This is a genomic window from Stenotrophomonas sp. SBJS02, assembly GCF_020428325.2.
GTDB lineage: Bacteria > Pseudomonadota > Gammaproteobacteria > Xanthomonadales > Xanthomonadaceae > Stenotrophomonas > Stenotrophomonas africana.
The window spans coordinates 174,365-191,582 of sequence record NZ_CP109812.1; the positions used below are offsets into that span (position 1 = coordinate 174,365).

General features: G+C 66.3%; 23 protein-coding genes. 12 read left to right on the forward strand and 11 right to left on the reverse strand.

Annotation, left to right across the window (positions count from 1 at the left end; all coding sequences use genetic code 11):
• The first annotated feature begins 40 nt into the window (after window positions 1-40).
• Window positions 41-1,336 carry an acetyl-CoA C-acetyltransferase gene (locus FQS62_RS00765; protein WP_012478738.1) on the forward strand — a complete coding sequence of 432 codons (1,296 nt, stop codon included), beginning with the start codon at window positions 41-43 and terminating at the stop codon, window positions 1,334-1,336.
• A gap of 172 nt (window positions 1,337-1,508) precedes the next feature.
• On the opposite strand, the gene FQS62_RS00770 is transcribed toward FQS62_RS00765, so the two are convergent.
• The 3 genes from FQS62_RS00770 to FQS62_RS00780 form a co-directional block, all read right to left on the reverse strand.
• Window positions 1,509-2,804: a heme biosynthesis HemY N-terminal domain-containing protein gene (locus FQS62_RS00770; protein WP_049446115.1), complete on the reverse strand. Its 1,296-nt coding sequence runs from the start codon at window positions 2,802-2,804 to the stop codon at window positions 1,509-1,511.
• Between the two features lie 6 nt (window positions 2,805-2,810).
• The gene (locus tag FQS62_RS00775) at window positions 2,811-3,788 is read right to left on the reverse strand and encodes a uroporphyrinogen-III C-methyltransferase (RefSeq protein ID WP_049446117.1); all 978 of its coding nucleotides are present in this window, start codon (window positions 3,786-3,788) and stop codon (window positions 2,811-2,813) included.
• A 103-nt stretch (window positions 3,789-3,891) separates the two neighbouring features.
• On the reverse strand, window positions 3,892-4,701 hold the full coding sequence (locus FQS62_RS00780) for a uroporphyrinogen-III synthase (protein WP_049446118.1): 810 nt from the start codon (window positions 4,699-4,701) through the stop codon (window positions 3,892-3,894).
• A gap of 34 nt (window positions 4,702-4,735) precedes the next feature.
• On the opposite strand from FQS62_RS00780, the gene FQS62_RS00785 reads away from it, so the two are divergent.
• The 5 genes from FQS62_RS00785 to FQS62_RS00805 all read left to right on the forward strand — a co-directional run bounded on the left by FQS62_RS00785 (window position 4,736) and on the right by FQS62_RS00805 (window position 7,821).
• Window positions 4,736-5,203, forward strand: a complete 468-nt coding sequence (locus FQS62_RS00785) for a YiiD C-terminal domain-containing protein (protein WP_008266702.1) — start codon at window positions 4,736-4,738, stop codon at window positions 5,201-5,203.
• A 32-nt stretch (window positions 5,204-5,235) separates the two neighbouring features.
• Window positions 5,236-5,661 (forward strand): hypothetical protein, encoded by a 426-nt coding sequence (locus FQS62_RS00790; protein ID WP_014035526.1) that lies wholly within the window; start codon window positions 5,236-5,238, stop codon window positions 5,659-5,661.
• Between the two features lie 57 nt (window positions 5,662-5,718).
• Window positions 5,719-6,156, forward strand: coding sequence for a rhodanese-like domain-containing protein (locus FQS62_RS00795; protein ID WP_004134671.1), 438 nt, complete (start codon window positions 5,719-5,721; stop codon window positions 6,154-6,156).
• A 100-nt stretch (window positions 6,157-6,256) separates the two neighbouring features.
• Window positions 6,257-6,775 carry a protein-export chaperone SecB gene (secB, locus tag FQS62_RS00800; RefSeq protein WP_005407596.1) on the forward strand — a complete coding sequence of 173 codons (519 nt, stop codon included), beginning with the start codon at window positions 6,257-6,259 and terminating at the stop codon, window positions 6,773-6,775.
• 20 nt (window positions 6,776-6,795) lie between these two features.
• Window positions 6,796-7,821: an NAD(P)H-dependent glycerol-3-phosphate dehydrogenase gene (locus FQS62_RS00805; RefSeq protein WP_021204061.1), complete on the forward strand. Its 1,026-nt coding sequence runs from the start codon at window positions 6,796-6,798 to the stop codon at window positions 7,819-7,821.
• Between the two features lie 145 nt (window positions 7,822-7,966).
• Here the strand turns inward: FQS62_RS00805 and FQS62_RS00810 are convergent, their stop codons facing one another.
• Window positions 7,967-8,440, reverse strand: a complete 474-nt coding sequence (locus tag FQS62_RS00810) for a YybH family protein (protein WP_226053497.1) — start codon at window positions 8,438-8,440, stop codon at window positions 7,967-7,969.
• 114 nt (window positions 8,441-8,554) lie between these two features.
• On the opposite strand from FQS62_RS00810, the gene FQS62_RS00815 reads away from it, so the two are divergent.
• On the forward strand, window positions 8,555-9,190 hold the full coding sequence (locus tag FQS62_RS00815; RefSeq protein ID WP_208043815.1) for an Ivy family c-type lysozyme inhibitor: 636 nt from the start codon (window positions 8,555-8,557) through the stop codon (window positions 9,188-9,190).
• A 60-nt stretch (window positions 9,191-9,250) separates the two neighbouring features.
• Here the strand turns inward: FQS62_RS00815 and FQS62_RS00820 are convergent, their stop codons facing one another.
• The 4 genes from FQS62_RS00820 to FQS62_RS00835 all read right to left on the reverse strand — a co-directional run bounded on the left by FQS62_RS00820 (window position 9,251) and on the right by FQS62_RS00835 (window position 12,024).
• Window positions 9,251-9,625: a hypothetical protein gene (locus tag FQS62_RS00820; RefSeq protein WP_208043814.1), complete on the reverse strand. Its 375-nt coding sequence runs from the start codon at window positions 9,623-9,625 to the stop codon at window positions 9,251-9,253.
• 488 nt (window positions 9,626-10,113) lie between these two features.
• Window positions 10,114-11,145 (reverse strand): ACR3 family arsenite efflux transporter, encoded by a 1,032-nt coding sequence (gene arsB / locus FQS62_RS00825; RefSeq protein ID WP_057501317.1) that lies wholly within the window; start codon window positions 11,143-11,145, stop codon window positions 10,114-10,116.
• An 8-nt stretch (window positions 11,146-11,153) separates the two neighbouring features.
• A complete protein-coding gene (locus FQS62_RS00830) occupies window positions 11,154-11,657 on the reverse strand; it encodes an arsenate reductase ArsC (RefSeq protein ID WP_208043813.1) in 504 nt (167 codons plus the stop codon).
• A 37-nt stretch (window positions 11,658-11,694) separates the two neighbouring features.
• Window positions 11,695-12,024 (reverse strand): ArsR/SmtB family transcription factor, encoded by a 330-nt coding sequence (locus FQS62_RS00835; RefSeq protein ID WP_057501315.1) that lies wholly within the window; start codon window positions 12,022-12,024, stop codon window positions 11,695-11,697.
• Between the two features lie 17 nt (window positions 12,025-12,041).
• Between FQS62_RS00835 and arsH the strand changes: the two genes are divergently transcribed.
• Complete coding sequence (arsH, locus tag FQS62_RS00840; RefSeq protein ID WP_208043812.1) at window positions 12,042-12,782, forward strand: arsenical resistance protein ArsH; 741 nt, start codon at window positions 12,042-12,044, stop codon at window positions 12,780-12,782.
• A gap of 34 nt (window positions 12,783-12,816) precedes the next feature.
• Here the strand turns inward: arsH and FQS62_RS00845 are convergent, their stop codons facing one another.
• The 3 genes from FQS62_RS00845 to FQS62_RS00855 all read right to left on the reverse strand — a co-directional run bounded on the left by FQS62_RS00845 (window position 12,817) and on the right by FQS62_RS00855 (window position 14,605).
• The gene (locus FQS62_RS00845; protein ID WP_208043811.1) at window positions 12,817-13,509 is read right to left on the reverse strand and encodes a L,D-transpeptidase family protein; all 693 of its coding nucleotides are present in this window, start codon (window positions 13,507-13,509) and stop codon (window positions 12,817-12,819) included.
• Between the two features lie 165 nt (window positions 13,510-13,674).
• Window positions 13,675-13,947 carry a hypothetical protein gene (locus FQS62_RS00850; RefSeq protein WP_010487149.1) on the reverse strand — a complete coding sequence of 91 codons (273 nt, stop codon included), beginning with the start codon at window positions 13,945-13,947 and terminating at the stop codon, window positions 13,675-13,677.
• Window positions 13,948-14,257: 310 nt separating this feature from the next.
• Complete coding sequence (locus FQS62_RS00855; protein ID WP_208043810.1) at window positions 14,258-14,605, reverse strand: hypothetical protein; 348 nt, start codon at window positions 14,603-14,605, stop codon at window positions 14,258-14,260.
• A 323-nt stretch (window positions 14,606-14,928) separates the two neighbouring features.
• On the opposite strand from FQS62_RS00855, the gene FQS62_RS00860 reads away from it, so the two are divergent.
• From FQS62_RS00860 to FQS62_RS00875, 4 genes are all read left to right on the forward strand, one after another.
• Window positions 14,929-15,504 carry an OmpO family porin gene (locus FQS62_RS00860; protein WP_004153562.1) on the forward strand — a complete coding sequence of 192 codons (576 nt, stop codon included), beginning with the start codon at window positions 14,929-14,931 and terminating at the stop codon, window positions 15,502-15,504.
• 123 nt (window positions 15,505-15,627) lie between these two features.
• Window positions 15,628-16,395, forward strand: coding sequence for a helix-turn-helix transcriptional regulator (locus FQS62_RS00865; protein ID WP_154348319.1), 768 nt, complete (start codon window positions 15,628-15,630; stop codon window positions 16,393-16,395).
• Between the two features lie 67 nt (window positions 16,396-16,462).
• Complete coding sequence (locus FQS62_RS00870; protein ID WP_088480018.1) at window positions 16,463-16,831, forward strand: VOC family protein; 369 nt, start codon at window positions 16,463-16,465, stop codon at window positions 16,829-16,831.
• Between the two features lie 59 nt (window positions 16,832-16,890).
• Window positions 16,891-17,217, forward strand: a complete 327-nt coding sequence (locus FQS62_RS00875) for a hypothetical protein (protein WP_088480019.1) — start codon at window positions 16,891-16,893, stop codon at window positions 17,215-17,217.
• The last annotated feature ends 1 nt before the right edge of the window (window position 17,218 follow it).

Genomic DNA, 17,218 nt, shown 5'->3' on the forward strand with positions numbered 1-17,218 from the left:
CTGCTCCGCCGTGCAGGCCATGTTGCAGACACCCTCATCCATGCCAGGTATCTCCATGCCCAACGCTCGTCCCGTCGCCATCCTCGGTGGCGTCCGCATTCCGTTCTGCCGCCAGAACACCGCGTATTCGGATGTCGGCAACCTCGGCATGTCGGTCCGTACGCTGGGGGCGCTGGTCGAACGTTTCGGCCTGCACGGCCAGCAGCTGGGTGAAGTGGCGATGGGTGCGGTGATCAAGCACTCCAGCGACTGGAACCTGGGCCGCGAAGCCACGCTGTCCTCCGGCCTGTCGCCGCTGACCCCCGGCATCACCCTGCAGCGCGCCTGCGGCACTTCGCTGGACAGCATCATCACCGTTGCCAACAAGATCGCGCTGGGCCAGATCGAATCGGGCATCGGCGGCGGTTCGGACACCACCTCCGACGTGCCGATCGTCTACGGCAAGAAGCTGCGCGCGCGCCTGCTGGCCGCCAACCGTGCCAAGAGCACCGGCGACAAGATCCGTGCACTTACTTCCGGCTTCAAGTTCTCCGAGCTCAAGCCCGAGTTCCCGGGCGTGGCCGAGCCGCGCACCGGCAAGAGCATGGGCGACCACTGCGAGGACATGGCCAAGGAGTGGAACATCTCGCGCGACTCGCAGGATGAGTGGGCGGTGTCGTCGCACAAGAAGCTGGCTGCCGCCTATGAGCGTGGCTTCTTCAACGACCTGATCGCACCGTTCCGTGGCGTCGAGCGCGACAACATCCTGCGCCCGGATACCTCGCTGGAGAAACTGGCGACGCTGAAGCCGGCGTTCGACAAGGTCTCCGGCCGTGGCACGCTCACCGCTGCCAACTCCACCCCGCTGACCGACGGCGCCGCCGCCGTGCTGCTGGCCAGCGAAGAGTGGGCGCGTGCCCACGGCCATGAGCCGCAGGCCTATCTGCGCGATGCGCATGTCTCTGCGGTGGACTTCGTGCATGGCGAAGGCCTGCTGATGGCACCGACCGTGGCTGTGCCGGAAATGCTCAAGCGCAACGGCCTGACCCTGCAGGACTTCGACATCTACGAGATCCACGAGGCCTTCGCTGCACAGGTGCTGTGCACCCTGCGTGCGTGGGAGAGCGAGGACTACTGTCGCAACCGCCTGGGTCTGGATGCACCGATGGGCCGCATCGACCCGGACAAGATCAACCTGCTGGGCTCGTCGCTGGCCACCGGCCACCCGTTCGCCGCCACCGGCGCCCGCGTGATCGCGACCGCAGCCAAGCAGCTGGCCGAACGCGGCGGTGGCCGCGCGCTGGTGTCGATCTGCACCGCCGGCGGCATGGGCGTGGTGGCGATCGTCGAACGCTGAGCATGACGGTAGTGCCGGCCGCTGGCCGGCAAGCGCTGGTACGAAAACGCCGCCCGATGGGCGGCGTTTTTTCTTGTTCCGGTGGGTGCCGACCGTTGGTCGGCACGGTGCGGAAAGCATCCACGCATGGCGTGGATCTACTGGGTGGGTGCCGACCGTTGGTCGGCACGCTTCACGGCAACCGCGGGTTGCCGAATTCGTCGCGCTCTTCGTTGGCGTCATACACCGGCGGCTGCACCGCGATCGGCTGCTCTTCCACCGTGGCACGCAGCGGAGTCTCGGTGCCACGCACCAGTTCCACGCTGTCCTCGCCGCGCTGCAGTCGCAGTGCATTGGCCAGGCACTGCGCGGCCAGCGCGTGCTCGCCACGCTGCGCGAACAGTTCACCCAATGCCTCCCACGCCGGGGCACCGGCGCCCGCGGCGATGGCCTCGTGCAGGAATGCATCGGCAGCGTCCCACTGCTGCTGCGCCAGGGCCACGCGGCCCTGTGCCAGGCGCAGCGCGGCCGAGTCGTCATGCACGTTGCGCCAGCGCGCCAGGTTGCTCTGGCGGGTGGCAAGGCGTTCGGCGGGAAGGCGACCATACAGCGCCACCAGTTCGTCGTCCCAGCGATGGTCCAGCGCTTGCTCCAGCGCCAGCAGCGCGGGCTCGTCCCAGTTCAGTGCCACCGCGCGGCTGGCATAGGCGCCAACCACGTCCGGGGTGGGGCGCAGCGCCTTGGGCGTGGCTTCCCACTGCGCAGCCAGCGCATTGACGTCGGCCGCTTCCAGCAGCGCCTGTGCCGCCAGGCGTGCTTCCAGCTCGCTGTTCGCGTCGGCCGGCAGCACCTTGCTCTGCCGCAGTGCACCCAGCTGGCCATACGCCTCGTGGGCGCGACCGGCCTGTGCCAGCGCTTCGGTACGCAGCCACAGACCACGCGGCGGCAGCGGCTGGATCGCCGCCACATCCAACGCGTTGATCGCATCCACCGGCAGATCGCGCGCCAGCAGCTGTTCAGCGCGCAGCAGCGCCTGCAGGGTGGCATCGCTCTCGCCAAGACGCTGCAGCAGCGCCTCGCTGGCGGGGCCATCGGCACGCGCCTGTGCACTGCGCACGGCGTTGGCCAGCGCCACCGCGCTCACTTCCGGATCCTTGGCGGCGCCGTCCAGCAGCTTCTCGGCACGCTGCCACTGGCCGTGCTCATAGGCCTGCAGGCCGTCGATCAGGCGCACCCGGCCCTGCTTGCGGCGGTAGCGGCCCCAGGCGCGGAACGGTGCAGCGATCAGGCTCCACAGCAGCCACAGCACCAGCACCGCGATCACCGACAGCAGCGCCACCTTCGGCAGGTTGCTGTGGTAGTCGTAGCCGCCGTAGCGCAGGGTCACTTCGCCGAAGCGGTTGAGGTCATCGGCACCGAGCCATTGCGCGGCCACCACGCCGATGGCCACGGCCAGCAACAGCACGACCAAGGATTGCAGGGGTTTCATGGGGGATTACCTCCGGTCGGTCTGGGTACGCAGCTGCTGCAGGGTGCTGCCAAGAACAGCGTTGCTCGCCTGCAGCGGAAGCTCGCGCAAGGCCTTCAGTTCAGCACGTTGCGCGCGCAGGGCCGGTGAATCCGGCCAACGCCGCTGTGCCCAGTGTTCCACGCGCGCCAACGCGGTATCGCGGCCGGTGCGGTCGCCACGCTCGATCGCGGCGCGCGCCAGAGTCAGTTCCAGTTGCAGTGCATCGTCGGCATTGCGGCGTTCGGCGGCGGTCAGCGGACCGTTCTGGCGGCTCGGGCTGATGTCCACGAACGGCGCCAGCGTGGCCTGCCACCACGGCTTGGCGGTGCTGCTGCCGGTCGTGCCGGTGATCTGCGAGGGCAGGCCCTGCAGCGCGCGGGCCACGGCATCCAGCCGCTGCAGTGACTGCACACGCGGGCCGGTACCCAGCGCATCCAGCGCATCGCGTTCCTGTACCAGTGCCTGGCGCAGATTCAGGCCTTCGCTGTCGGGCAGATCGGCCAGTGCGGTGGCGGCCTGTGCATACAGGCGGCGCGCGCCCTCCACGTCATCCGCGTAATTCAGGCGCTGTGCCGCCTGGGTCAACAGCAGTTCGGCCTCATCGCGCTGTACCGCCTGGCGGCCCTGGTTGGCGCTGTCGGCCAGCTTGGCCAGGTTCTCTTCCAGCAGTGCACTGCGCTGCGAGAGGCCCAGCATCTCGTCGCGCAGCACGCGGTTGGTGGTCGCCGCATCCTGCAGGCGCTGGCTGGTCGCGCGCTGGTCGCGGCGCAATGCGTCCAGCGTCGCCTCCAGGCCCTGCAGCTGCACGGCCATGGTCTGTGCCTGCGCGTGCTGTTCTTCCTGTTGCTGCTGCCAGACGTACCAGCCGGCATAGCCGCCCACGCCAAGCACGACCACCCCGGCCAGCGGCAGCAGCCAGCGCACGGGTCGATGGGGTGAAGCAGTGGGCGGAGTGTCGTTCATCGGGCTTCCTTGTCGGCTGTGTTGCCAGTCGGTTCCGGCAGGCCGCGTTGTGCACAGCATCACTGTTGCCGACCACAGCGGCAAGCGTGACCCACGTCCCTGTTCAGGTCGCTGCCGGGACGGTGAGCGTGGCGTGTGCAGCCGCCACCAGCTGCGCGGTGGTGGGGCCGGCGGCGCGCACGATGTGTTGCAGGCCCAGCGCCCGCGCCTGTTCGCCGAGGCGATCACTGGCTACGACTGCGGTTGCGTGTGCCTGCAGGCGCTGCTGCAATGCGGCTGGAAGCTGCTGCCAGAAATGCTGCAGCGCTTCGCCACTGCTCACCGCCAGCACCCACGGCTGCGCTGAATGCGGCAATCGAGCCAACGTGCGGGGCGGCAGGCGCAGCAATCGGCGCTGGTAGACGTCGGCGCGTTCGATCGTGGCACCCGCCGCCTGCAGTTGCGCAGCGATCAGGCCACGCCCGCCGGGCGCGGTCACCAGGCCGATGCACAGGCCCTGTACGTCGGCCAGCACTGGCATCGCGAGCAGCCCCTCGCTGTCCATGCGCTGCGGTGCGTGCACCTCGCCGACGCCCAGCGCCTGCAGCGCACGCGCGGTGCCTTCGCCCACGGTCAGCCACGGGCTGCGTTGCGCCTCGGCCAGCGGCAGCAGGGACGCGGCTGCGGCAACGGCGGCCGGGCTGGTGAACACCACCCGATCGCAGTTCAGCGCGCGTTGCAGCTGGCGCACCACTGGCGTGCCCTTCAGGCGCTGCAGGCGCCACGGCGAAAGGGCCAGCACATGCCCGCCCAGCCCAGCAACGGCGCGGCGCAGCGCCACATGCTGGCCCTGCGGGCGCAGTGAAACCAGGGTCCAGCCCGCGTCGGAACCGGCGGCGCCAGTGGGTATCGTATGGTCGGCCATTGCCTGCATTATGCGGGCCCTTCGTTGTCTGGTCTCTGCTCCGATGTCCGTTGATGCTCTGACTTCCTCGCTGGCCGCCCTGCAGGACGTGCTGGACTGCATGCCGGCGGTGCGCGCCATGCAGATCCAGCTCGACGGCTATGCCGACGGCGTGCTGCGCATCACCGCGCCGCTGGCCGCCAACGTCAACGACAAGGGCAACGCCTTCGGTGGCAGCCTGGCCTCGGTGCTGACCCTGTCCGGCTGGGCGCTGGTCAGCCTGCGCCTGCGCCTGGCCGGCCACGATGCCGAGGTCTACGTGGCCGACAGCAACCTGCGCTACCTGGCCCCGGTCTACGAAGACCTGCACGCCCATGCCGAAGCGGCCGAGGCCAGCGGCTGGGATGCGTTCCTGAATACCTTCCGCCAGCGCCGCAAGGCGCGCATCAGCATCATCGCCACCCAGCCCGGGGCCGATGGCAAGCCCGCCGCCGAGTTCAGCGGTCGCTTCGTTGCCTTCGCCAAAGGGTAGGATGGCAGGCTGACGTTCTGGGGAAACCACCGATGCGCCGCCTCATCCAGTTCCTGATCTGTTCCCTGCTGCTGGCCAGCGCCGTGGCCTCGGCCGACGACCTCAGCCGCAAGCAGCGCAAGCTGCTGGAAGAGACCCAGATCGCCTACGGCGCCACCATCCGCTGGGGCAGCATGGACGATGCCATCGGCTATCTCGACCCCAAGCTGCGCAAGGAAAAGCCGCCCACCGAGTTCGAGCTCAACCGCTACGCGCAGCTGCGCGTGTCGTCCTACCGCGAGCGCAGCAGCGCCTCGCTGGACGGGGGCTTGGTCGAGCGCCGCGTCGAAATCGGGGTGATCAACCAGAACACCCAGGCCGAGCGCACCGTGGTCGTGGTCGAGCGCTGGCGCTGGGACCCGGAAGCCAAGCGCTGGTGGCAGACCGCCGGCCTGCCGGACCTGTGGAAAGGGCAGTGACGGGCCGCGTCCGGCTTGTGCGACAATCGGCGCCCGCTTAATCGACCCGTGACCTGAGTGAATTACGAAGAGTTGCTGGCCTTTGCAGGCCGAAACCCGATGCTGTCCGCGGCCCTGGTCGGCCTGACCGTGGCCATCATCGTCACCGAAATCCGCCGCTTGTTCCGGGGCTTCAAGGGCATCAAGCCCGCCGAACTGACCCAGCTGATCAACGCGGGCGGCACGGTGGTGGTCGACCTGTCGGCCAGCGGTGACTTCGAGAAGGGCCACATTGCCGGCAGCCGCAATGCCCAGGCCAGTGCCTTCGGCCCGGACAACAAGCTGGTGGCCAATGCCAAGCAGTCGCCGGTGGTGCTGGTGTGCCGCAGCGGCAACGCCTCGGAAACCGCCGCCAAGGCGCTGAAGAAGGCCGGCTTCGAAAAGGTCTACGTGCTCGACGGCGGCATTCCCGCCTGGCAGCAGGCCGAGCTGCCGCTGGTCAAGGGCCGCAACTGATTGCCGCAGGTGGCGGATCCGGCCTTGTATGGGCCTGATGCCGCCCCCATCGCAGTAATTCGACTATCGTTTTCATTGCATTCACCTGGAGTTACTGGAAATGTCCGAAGAGATCACCAACGGCGCCGCTGCGCCGGTCGATGCCGCCACCGGCCCTGCTTTCACCGTCGAGAAGATCTACGTCAAGGACGTCTCCTTCGAGTCGCCGAACGCTCCGACCATCTTCAACGACCAGGTGCAGCCGGAGCTGCAGCTGAACCTGAACCAGCAGGTGCAGCGCTTGGGTGAGAACGCCTTCGAAGTCGTGCTGGCCGTGACCCTGACCTGCCAGGCCGGTGAGCGCACCGCCTATGTGGCCGAAGTGAAGCAGGCCGGCGTGTTCGGCCTGGTCGGCCTGGACCCGCAGTCGATCGACGTGCTGCTCGGCACCCAGTGCCCGAACATCCTGTTCCCGTACGTGCGCCAGCTGATCAGCGACCTGATCCAGGCCGGCGGCTTCCCGCCGTTCTTCCTGCAGCCGATCAACTTCGAAGGCCTGTACGCAGAAACCCTGCGCCAGCGCCAGGAGCAGGGCGACGCACCGTCGCTGGCTGACTCCGAGCCGGCTGGCAACGCCTGATTCCTGCCGCGACGTCACGGATGAGCACTCCCGCTGACAAGATCGCCGTGCTGGGCGCCGGTTCCTGGGGAACCGCGCTGGCCAGCCTGCTCGCGCGGCACGGTCACCCGACCGTGCTGTGGGGGCGCGATGCTGCCGTGGTCGACGCCATCGACCAGCGCCACGAGAACCCGCGTTACCTGCCGGGCATCCCGCTGCCGGACAGCCTGCGTGCCACGACCGACCTGGCGTCGGCGGTGGAGGGCGCGGCCTGGATCCTGGTGGTGACCCCGTCGCATGCCTTCGGTGAAACCGTGCGTGCGCTGGCGCCGCTGCGTCCGGCCGGTGCCGGCGTGGCCTGGGCCACCAAGGGCTTCGAACCCGGTTCGGGCCGCTTCCTGCATGAAGTGGCGCGCGAAGTGCTGGGTGAGGACGTGCCGCTGGCCGTTGTCACCGGGCCGTCGTTCGCCAAGGAAGTGACCCAGGGCCTGCCGACGGCGATCACCGTGCACGGCGACGTGCCCGAGTTCGCGCAGACGGTGGCTGAGGCGATGCACGGCCCGGCGTTCCGTGCCTACACCGGCGACGACATGGTCGGTGCCGAGCTGGGCGGTGCGATGAAGAACGTGCTGGCCGTGGCCACCGGCGTGGCTGATGGCATGCAGCTGGGCCTGAACGCCCGTGCCGGCCTGATCACCCGTGGTCTGAACGAGATGCTGCGCCTGGCCGCTGCGATCGGCGCCAAGCCGGAAACGCTGATGGGCCTGGCCGGCCTGGGCGATCTGGTGCTGACCTGCACCGGCGACCTGTCGCGCAACCGCCGCCTGGGCCTGGCCCTGGGCCGTGGCCAGACGCTGCAGGATGCCGTGCGCGAAATCGGCCAGGTGGTCGAGTCGGTGCAGACCGCCGACGAAGTGATGCGACAGGCGCGCCGTCATGGCATCGACCTGCCGATCTCTGACCGCGTGCGTGCCGTGCTGCACGGCGAGCAGACGCCGGAAGAAGGCCTGCGTGCATTGCTGGCGCGGGAACAGAAACCGGAATACCCGGACACGCTGTTCAAGTGAATCGAAAAACCCCGGCCCAGTGCCGGGTTTTTTTTTTGTGCGCGCCCCATCCACGCATGGCGTGGATCTACGACGGACCCCGCTTCTGGTAGCTGCCAACCTTGGTTGGCGCCCGGTAGCGCCGGGCCATGCCCGCCGGCATTCATCACCGCGCCCGCGGCGGCGCGCTGGTGTTGTCCATGTCCGAGAAGATCAACCACGGCCCATCGCCCACGCGCTTCAACGTGAGCGTGAACTTGCCGGTATCGACCACGTTGTTGCCGTAGCTGTAGGCACCAATGATGTAGCCCGTGTTGCCCTCCATCGAATACGCAAGGGCACGCAACCGCAACGGGCTGCTGCCCTGGCCGGCATACGCAGCCTCGATCGCACTGCGGCCGCGCACCGGCGGCTGGTTGCTCTGCAGCACAAAGCCATCCTCGGCGAACAGCGCAGCCAGTGCCTTGGCATCACCGTTGCGCCACGCCTGCTCATAGTCGCGCAGTACACGGTCCAGCGGCGCGGGCAGGGCGGCATCGGGCAGGCGCGCAGGCGTCGTGCCTTCAGCTCCGAATGCCATTGCCGGCGATGCCAGCAGCAGGGCACTGCGGAAGATCATGGCGAGTGGTGTACGGCGCATGCGTCCGGCTCCAGGCGATGACGGGAAGCTGTCAACGCATCCTAGCGCGGTGCTGGTTAGAATCACGCGGCCGTCGACGCGGACGATGCAGCGCAGATCAGACAAGGACACGCGATGAAGATGCGAATCACAGGGATGGCGATGATGGTCGCGCTGCTGGCGGCCTGCGGGCAGGCACCGGCGCCGGATGCAGCACCGGCCGCCGCAGCAACAGTGGTCGAAAAGGAACCGTCCATCGAAGACGGTGTGGATCCCGCGGTATGGGACAACGAAGGCGAACCGGAAGACCCGAGCGCCGGCGGCGAACTGACCTGCGCGGACAATCCGCTGGCGACGCATTTCTTCACCCTGGTGGGTGGCAACGCCGTGGACGACTGCGGTCGCAAGGATCCGAAGGTTCTTGCCGCGTTCAACGCCCTGATGAAGAACACGGCGGCGGCCGAATCCGCCGACAAGGAGATTCCCTCGCTGCGCGAACGCCTGTTGAGCGGACCCAGCGGGCCTGGCGAACTGGTAGTGCTGCAGGGCGAGCCGTGGTGGTTCTACACCGCCTGCCAGGCCCACGACTGTCCCGGCACCGCGTTGGCAATGCTGTACTCGCCCGATCAGTCGAAGATGGTCGGCCGTCTTACCGCGCGCTGCCGTGTGTGGTGGCTGGGTGAGCCGACGGCGGAACAACGTGCGCAGATCGACCAGCGCCAGCCACTGCAGGATGCCGCGTTGAAGGAAGACAGCGCGCCCTGCGAGTGATGTGACGCGCTCCGCAGCGCCGGGCCGTGCCCGGCGTTGCAGTGAGCGTTGTTCCCCGTGTCACCCTTCCGGGCGCATGCGTGCGCTGACCTGTGCGGTCAGCGACAGACCGGCCATCATCAGGCCCTCCATCACGCGGTCGCCCACGTACTCCTCGTCGGGACCGTTCTGGCGCACGCGCTCGGCAGCCAGCAGCATTTCCAGCGCCACGCGCAGGCCGGTCAATGCGCAATCCGCGTCGGCCAGCGCCATGCGGCGGCCCGGCATCTGATGACGTTCGGGCCAGGGCTGGCCGTCGGCGGCGGCGCCCTTGCGGATGCGGTCGAGCGTGGCGATGAAACCGAGAGGATCGTGCGCGTGCGCCGCTTCCGAAGGCACGTCCGCGTTGGCGGGCACGTACTGCGTGCGTAGTCGAGAGGATTCGGGTGTGCTCATGGCAAAGGCTCCGTGCAGGACAGACGGCAGCCGCCACGCAAAGGTGGCGGGCGGAGACGTGGCTCGAAAACCGGGACAGTGCGTACAAGGCCGGCAGGCACAAGGCCTCCACGCTCCGCCCACCATGACCGGCAGACGAATTGCCCGTCGCGCCACACTGGGTGACGCCGACGGGCAGGCGCAAACAACGTACGCATTGCCACGGGTTTTCGATGCCCGGCCACCCTTTTCCGGTGGCACGTCATCTGTACCGCCGTCGCTGCGCAACGCCAATCAGACAAGTTGCAAACAGCGTTCGATCGAAGACGCTTTCGGCATTCTTGCATGCTGTTAAGTAGCCGCAGACCGAGGCGCCGCAATGGCCGCAGCGGCTTGGGCAATATGCGACACGGATCGAAGTTGATGACGTGGCGTATGGGTACCCGACCAAGCCGATGACGACAGTGCGGAGCGAAGAACGTAAATCGACATCGATGCACTCTGATCTGTCAGCGCTCTTCGCGTCTCTCGTACCAGTCTTGAGTACGATTCACGATCCGCACCACAGACAGCATGACCGGCACCTCGATCAGCACGCCCACCACGGTGGCCAGCGCCGCTCCCGACTGCACACCGAACAGCCCCACCGCTGTTGCCACCGCCAGCTCAAAGAAGTTACTGGCGCCAATCAGCGCTGAAGGGCCGGCCACGCAGTGCGCCACGCCCAAACGACGATTGAGCAGGTAGGCCAGGCCTGAAGTGAAGTAGACCTGGATCAGGATCGGCACTGCAATCAATGCAATCACCAGCGGTTGCTTCACGATCTGCTGGCCCTGGAATCCGAACAGCACCACCAGCGTCAGCAGCAGCGCGGACAGGGACAGCGGCCCCAACCTTCGAAGCGCGAGTTGCAGCCCCGCCTCGCCGCTGCGCGAAAGGATCCAGTGCCGCAGCAGTGCAGCGACCAGCACGGGCGCCACAATGTAGAGACCCACCGACAACAGCAGCGTGTCCCACGGCACGGTGATCGCCGACAGGCCCAGCAACAGCGCAACCACCGGTGCGTATGCGACCACCATGATCGCGTCGTTCAACGCCACCTGGCTCAGAGTGAAGTTGGCATCACCGCGGCACAGGTTGCTCCACACGAACACCATGGCAGTACAGGGCGCCGCTGCCAGCAGGATCAGCCCGGCGATGTAGCTGTCGATCTGTGCTGCGGGCAGCCAGTCCGCGAAGGCATGGCGCAGGAACAGCCAGCCCAGCAGCGCCATCGAAAACGGCTTGACCGCCCAGTTGATGAACAGTGTCACCCCGATGCCCTTCCAGTGCTGCTGCAACTGGCGCATTGCGCTGAAGTCGACCTTCAGCAGCATCGGGATGATCATCAACCAGATCAGCACGGCAACCGGCAGATTGACCTTGGCGATTTCGGCCGAGGCCAACTCCGCGAAAGCAGCGGGTAGGACGTGGCCCAGCAGCGTGCCGACCGCAATACAAAGCCCGACCCAGAGCGTCAGGTAGCGCTCGAACAGATTCATGGGGGCAGTCACGGCATGCGATCAGTTGGCGGCAGCTGTCCGATCCGATCCAGCGTGTGCTGCAGCGCCTCGCGGTCGGACCACAATGATTCGGGCAGGGCGAGCAATGCACGCAGGCGCGCTTTCACGATGGCATGCGCCAGCGCGAACGCCGCGGCTTTCTCGGCATCGCTGCCCGCCACGGCCGCTGGATCGGGCAGGCCCCAGTGGCTGCGGATGAAGTCACCGAACACCACCGGGCAGGCCTCCGCTGCGGCTGAGTCGCATACGGTGATGACCAGATTCATGGGCGCTGCATCCACGAACTCATCCCACGACTTGCTGCGCAGCCCTTCAATGGGCATTCCTTCGGCCTGCAACTGGGCCAGCGCGAATGGATTGACCTGACCGGTGGGCTGACTGCCCGCACTGAATGCCGTGAAGCGATCGCCGCCCCAGGCGCGCAGGGTGGCTTCAGCAAGCACGCTGCGGGCGCTGTTGCCGGTACAGAGGAACAGGACATTGCGGGTCATGGAGCAATTGCCTTGAGAGGAGAGGATCTGTGTGGGGTCAGCACTTGCAGGCAGGCGCCGTGGGCACGCATTGCTCGGTTGGCGAGCCCGCGCAGCAGTTGTGCGTCAGGTACTCGATCAAGCCGTTCATCGCATCGAAGTTGGCGCGGTAGCAGACATGGCGGCCCCGGCTTTCGCTCTCCACCAGGCCGGCCTGCACCAGCTCCTTCAGGTGGAAGCTGAGCGTGGCTGGGGGCACCTGCAGGGCCGTGGCGATATCGCCTGCCATGCGACCTGCCGGGCCAGCCTCTACCAGCAGGCGGAAGGCAGCCAGGCGGGTGGCATGACCCAGCGCAGTCAGGGCGGCAATTGCATTCAACGTTTCCATATTTCTATAATAGTCGAATGAACAAGCCCAACACAAGCTCCCACCTGAGCTCCCACCTGCCCAATCTGGTGCACGCCTCGCTGCCCCAGCCCGATCACCACCAGCTCGCCGCGGCAGATCCGGGACCGCCACGCATCCTCCTGCTCTACGGTTCGCTTCGGCCGCAGTCGTTCAGTCGCAAGCTGGCGCTGGAAGCCGAGCGATTGCTGCGTCACCTGGGGTGCGAGACCCGCGTGTTCGATCCGCATGCGCTGCCCATGCTGGACAGCGTGGACACAAGCCACCCCGAAGTGCAGCGGTTGCGTGCGTGGTCGCAGTGGTCGGAAGGCCAGGTCTGGGTCAGTCCGGAGCGGCACGGCACGGTCACCGGCGTGTTCAAGAACCAGATCGACTGGTTGCCATTGGAGGATGGCAGCTTGCGGCCCACGCAAGGCCGCACGTTGGCCGTGATGCAGGTGAGCGGCGGTTCGCAGTCGTTCAACACGGTCAACACGTTGCGCGTGCTGGGCCGGTGGATGCGCATGCTGACCATCCCCAACCAGTCGTCGGTGGCCAAAGCCTGGCAGGAATTCGACGACGAAGGGCGAATGAAGCCCTCGCCGTACTACGACCGGGTGGTGGACGTGATGGAGGAGCTGGTGAAGTTCACGCTGTTGACGCGTGGCAGGACGGATTACCTGGTGGACCGTTACAGCGAGCGGAAGGGCGATGCGCATGCCGCTGCAATGGCATGGGCCGCGGGCGCTGCAGCTTCCTGACTTCCAGTACGCAAACGCGCTCCACTACCCACTTCTACTTGCTTGCGCGCCGCGCGCCTTTCTCGTCTTCGTCCTTTGCATCCCCGCGGCTCTGCGCGAACTCCGGGAACGTCTTCGCGATCGAATCCTTGTCCGGCAGGATGTAGAACACACCGCCCTTCTCGAACGTGGACTGCACGATCTGGTCGTAGAACGCGGGCGAGACGTTGATGCAGCCGTGGGTGACGCGGTTGTCGTCCGGCGTCGGCGTTGCCAGCCGTTGGGCGCGCTTCTCTTTCGGGGTGCCTGGCGGCAGCGGGTGCATCGAGACGGCGGAATCGTAGTCCACCCACAGCACGCGCCCGGCATCGTCGGAGGGGCCGTAGCCACCAATGAAGCGGCCCGCCGGGGTGGTGCGGTCATGGCCTGGAATCGCACTCAGTGCGAGCTTGGCAACGCCCGGGGCCGAGTGATCGCCGATGGCCGAACCGAACAGTGCCGGTGCTGCACCGCGCAGCTTGCCGTCGCCACCGAAGACCAGTACCTGTGCCGCCGCCTTGTCCATGATCGCGAACGGATAGCCCTGGTTGTCCTTGCTGGCAACGACCCAGCCAGCCAGTTCAATCACTGTCTCGGACACGCTCTGGTCGGGCGGAAGCTCATCAACGGCGGCCACAGGTGTTTCAGACGCGTCCTTGTCCTTGTCCCTGGCATTGGCTACGCCGCTGCACGCGACGATCAGTGCCATGGCCAGTGCGGCATGGAGGGCGCGGCGTGCAGGGGAGGAGGAAGTGCGAATGGGACGACTCCTTGCAATGCAATCTTGGTGGAAGGATGCCAGTGGCCGGCGAAGGCCACTGGGTCCCGATACACCCGATACAGAGGTGGATCAATTCAAACGGTGAGGGAGCGATTACCCGCGCGGCTTGCGGCCGGCAGGTGCCCTTTCAAGCTGCTGCACGCGGCCTTCGATCTGGTCCAGGCGCTGGTTGGCCTGCTGTGCGGACTGGTTGGCGGACTCCGCGCTCTGCGCGGCACCCTGCACCTTTACGTCGAGCTGATCGAGACGCGAGTTGATGGTTGCAAACTCGTTCTTGTAAGAGGCGCAGGCGCCAAGGCTGACGGTGGCGATGAGCGCTACAGCAAGTGCGCGGGCCGTCTTCATGTGTTGCGGGTTCAGGTTCATTGCACTCCCTCCTTCGTCTGGGGAAGCTGGAATATAGCGGCGTTTGTTCCCGGCGCTACCAAACGCTTTCAGCTGGAATTTGAATACGTGGATGCACTGTGAAGTCGCTTTCTGACTCAGCATTAACAAGCGGGATCAGGCGAGCTGATGTACGCCGGCCGATCGCCTTGTGCCTGTTCAGAACAGCCAATTCATCTGTATGAAGCCGATGTCACATTGATTGCACTTCTGTGCCGTTGTCGGCAGCACCCGCCATCAGGCATCGGCTCGCCTCACGCGCGATTGCGGGGCGCGCGCAGCACGGAATCGCTCAGTCCGCGAACGTCACGCTCTCCATGATCTTTCGAATGCCCGCTTCCGCGGCTTTGCGATTTGCGCTCAACGTCCGGGTAGAGGCGTAGCAGTACCACTCCACGCTGCAGCGCTTGACGGCCAGCACGTGCAGTCGCCGGGCGTACGGTTGGTTGCTTTCGAAAATGTTGTGCTGGAACTGCGTGGCATGGGCTTCCGCGCCTGGCGCGAGTTGGTAGGCTGAGTACTTCGGCGGTCCGTAATTCTCACTGTCCCCCACCTCCTCTGAGTACGAGTAGGCGGCCCAATCCGGCAGCGAGACGACCACGCTCGTATGGACGAGATTGATCACGACTTCCAGGTTCAACACTTCGAAGCGATGGTGGCCGCGGATGATAGGGACGGTGCCAGTGAGCCGCTATTGGAAAAGTTGCAATTCGCCCTGATGCGAAGGCAATTCGAAGTAGGCGTGCTCCACGCACTCCTGCGCAGCAAGTGCGGGGGAGATCGCATCTTGAAATGCGGCCATGCAGAGTTCCCTGAACGGGAACCATATTTATACACCAGTCAGTTCAATATTCAGGGTCGATTAGACCCCCTAACGGATAATTCACACCTGTCGACCGCCTCCTCTCTCTCCCCCTCCCGGGAGGCGGCCGACGAAACCAAAATAATTAAAGGTGTGTCCCGATGAACAAGAATTCGCTGCTCGCCCTGGGTCTTCTGGCTGCTCTGCCGTTCGCTGCATCGGCAACCGATGGCCTGTCGTACAACTACGTTGAAGGCGGCTACGTGAACACCGATGCCAAGGGCGGCGACGCCGATGGCTGGAAGGTGAAGGGTTCCGTGGCGGTGCACCCGAACTTCCACATCTTCGGCGACTACAGCGCCCAGGAAACCGACAAGTTCAAGAATGACGTCGACCAGTGGCGCCTGGGTGTCGGCTACAACTATGGCATCGCACCGAACACCGACCTGGTGGCCCGTGTTGCGTACCAGAAGTACGACGAGAAGCGCGGCCTGGACTTCAACGGCTACTCCACCGAAGTGGGCGTGCGCACCGCGTTCAACCCATACGTGGAAGGCTACGTGATGGCCGGCTACGAAGATTTCAGCAAGAAGCACGGTTACAACCCGGACGGCGAGTTCTACGGCCGTGTCGGCGCCACCGCCAAGTTCAACCAGAACTGGGGCCTGAGCGGCGAAGTGAAGCTGGCCAAGGCCGGCGACCGCGAGTGGTTCGTGGGTCCGCGCTTCACCTGGTAACAAACGCCTGTCGTTAGTGCGTGTTGTGCTGGCGTGTGACTCTCTCTCTCTCCCACACGCCAACCGAAGCCCGGCCTCGCGCCGGGCTTCACTTTTATGGGCCCTGTGGCGCCACAATGCGGCATGGGCGACCCTTCCTCCCTCGCAGGTACTGGCACGGCCTACCAGGAGCATCTGGCGCCTGCGCCGCTGCGCGGCCACTTTGGCCAGCTTTGGCAGAGCCAGCTTCCTGCCGATGCCGATGGGCACATCACCGTATTGCCCGATGGCTGCGTGGATATCCTCTGGCGCGACGGTGCGTTGTTCGTGGTCGGCCCGGACCGCGTGGCCGCGCACCCGGCGCTGGCACCCGGTGCACAGGTGCTCGGCGCACGCTTCCGTCCCGGCCAGGCATTGGCCGCGCTGGGCCTGCCCTTGGCCGGGATCATCGGCCAGGCCGTGCCACTGGCCGATCTGAAGGGCACGTGGGCGAAGAAGGCTGCGGCCTCCATCGGCGACACCGCGCCTGCACTGCGCCTGCAGCGGATGGCGCACTGCCTGCAGCAGCATATGGGTGCGTCCGCGCTGGATACTTCGGCGCAGCGTGCACATGTCCTGTTCCGGGCGCTCGCCGCGGGTGACGCCACGCTGGATACGCTGGCGGCGCACTTGAGCCTGAGCCCGCGCAGCCTGCGACGTTTCAGCCAGTTGCAGTTCGGCTACGGCGCCAAGACGCTGGAGCGGATCCTGCGCCTGCAACGCTTCCTGCGCCACAGCCGTGCGCTGCCGCAGCACTCGCTGGCGATGCTGGCCGCAGAGGCCGGCTATGCCGACCAGGCCCATCTCAGCCGCGAGGCGCGCGAGCTTGCCAGCATGACCGCACGCGAACTGCGCCTCGAATGGGGCCAATGATGGCCGTTTCGTTCAAGACCGCGATGCCGCGCTGATTGAAGCTGGGCTCCCACCCAGGAGCCACGCCATGAGCCATGCCGCTACTCACGATGCCGAACGCCGCATCGACAACATCGAATTCAACGTCGCCGACATTGCCCGCAGCAAACGCTTCTACGGCGAGGTGTTCGGCTGGCATTTCACCGACTACGGCGCGGCCTACACCGAGTTCGACGACGGCCGTCTGAAAGGTGGCTTCGTGGCCGACGCGCCGGTGCGTGCCCACGGGGGGCCGCTGGTGATCCTCTACTGCGCGGACCTGGCCGATGCACAGCAGCGTGTAATCGCTGCCGGTGGCGAAGTCGTACAGGCGGTGTTCGCGTTCCCCGGTGGCCGCCGCTTCCACTTCCGTGATCTGGACGGCTACGAACTGGCGGTCTGGAGTGATGCGACCTGAACCTGCTGATACCCGCCGCGGAGCATGCATACTGGGCCGAGCCAGGCAGAGTCCAGCGCATGCTGATCCCCATTTCCGCGTATGTGCAGCAGGCCGACGGCAATACCGTGCAGGTGGTGGTGCTGGACGCAGACGCGCGTGCGGCGTTGCAGGCACTCGGCATGGCGGGGCAGGCGGCGACATTGTGCGCCGAAGTGGGCGACGACATCGGCAAAGCCCGCTTGTTCGCTGCCCTGCGTGACCGGGGCGTAGCGTTCTTGGCCGGTCGCGAATGGAGCCCGGCCGAGGTGTTTGCCTGGCTTCGCGACCGCGGTCTGCTCGAAGGTCCGTATCTGCGCATCGCCTGGACCGACCCACAGCAGTACGTTGTCTGCATCGACCCGTGAT